General features: G+C 36.3%; 1 pseudogene. It reads left to right on the top strand.

From position 1 onward, the window contains the following. Positions 1–170: 170 nt before the first annotated feature. A pseudogene (locus HT699_RS06930) lies at positions 171–975 on the top strand (IS5 family transposase). The last annotated feature ends 125 nt before the right edge of the window (positions 976–1,100 follow it).

The following is a 1,100-nucleotide window of genomic DNA, read 5'->3' as shown; positions in this document are numbered from 1 at the left end:
TTCGTTATTGGGCGGTTACCTTTGAAGTTGGAATGCTACACTATAACTTCTAAAATATTACTAGAAATTGGGAAGATTTTTAATTTCTTTTCCGAATAAATAGATAGAAGCATCAAATCTAGTAAATTAAATTATACTTCCTGCGAAACAAAATATGGTATAGTAGTTCTATGAATGATGAAGCAAGTAAACAACTAACTGATGCATGATTTAAGCGTCTTGTTGGTGTTCAGCGTACCACTTTTGAAGAGATGTTAGCTGGATTAAAAACAGCTTATCAACTTAAACACGCAAAAGGTGGACGAAAACCTAAATTAAGCCTAGAAGACCTTCTTATGGCCACTCTTCAATATGTGCGAGAATACCGCACTTATGAAGAAATTGCGGCTGATTTTGGTATCCACGAAAGCAACTTAATCCGTCGGAGCCAATGGGGTGAAGTAACTCTTGTTCAAAATGGTTTTACGATTTCAAGAACTCCTCTCAGTTCTGAGGACACGGTAATGATTGATGCGACGGAAGTACAAATCAATCGCCCTAAAAAAACAATTAGCGAATGATTCTGGTAAAAAGAAATTTCACGCTATGAAGGCTCAAGCGATTGTCACAAGTCAAGGAAGAATTGTTTCTTTAGATATCACTGTGAACTATTGTCATGATATGAAGTTGTTCAAAATGAGTCGCAGAAATATCGGACAAGCTGGTAAAATCTTGGCTGACAGTGGTTATCAAGGGCTCATGAAGATATATCCTCAAGCACAAACTCCACGTAAATCCAGCAAACTCAAGCCGCTAACAGTTGAAGATAAAGCCTGTAACCATGCGCTATCTAAGGAGAGAAGCAAGGTTGAAAACATCTTTGCCAAAGTAAAAACGTTTAAAATGTTTTCAACAACCTATCGAAATCATCGTAAACGCTTCGGATTACGAATGAATTTGATTGCTGGTATTACCAATCATGAACTAGGATTCTAGTTTTGCAGGAAGTCTACGGTAGAAAATTTGGAAAATGTTGCAGGTAAACGAGTGATAGTTAAATCAACAGCGAGAAATTCTAATGATTCTATTGTTGAATTTTATTTAATACTGGACTAAAATCA

Source organism: Streptococcus sp. 1055 (genome assembly GCF_013276815.1).
GTDB lineage: Bacteria > Bacillota > Bacilli > Lactobacillales > Streptococcaceae > Streptococcus > Streptococcus pseudopneumoniae.
The sequence above is the reverse complement of the archived record's forward strand: the minus strand, read 5'-3'. Positions and strand labels throughout refer to the sequence as shown.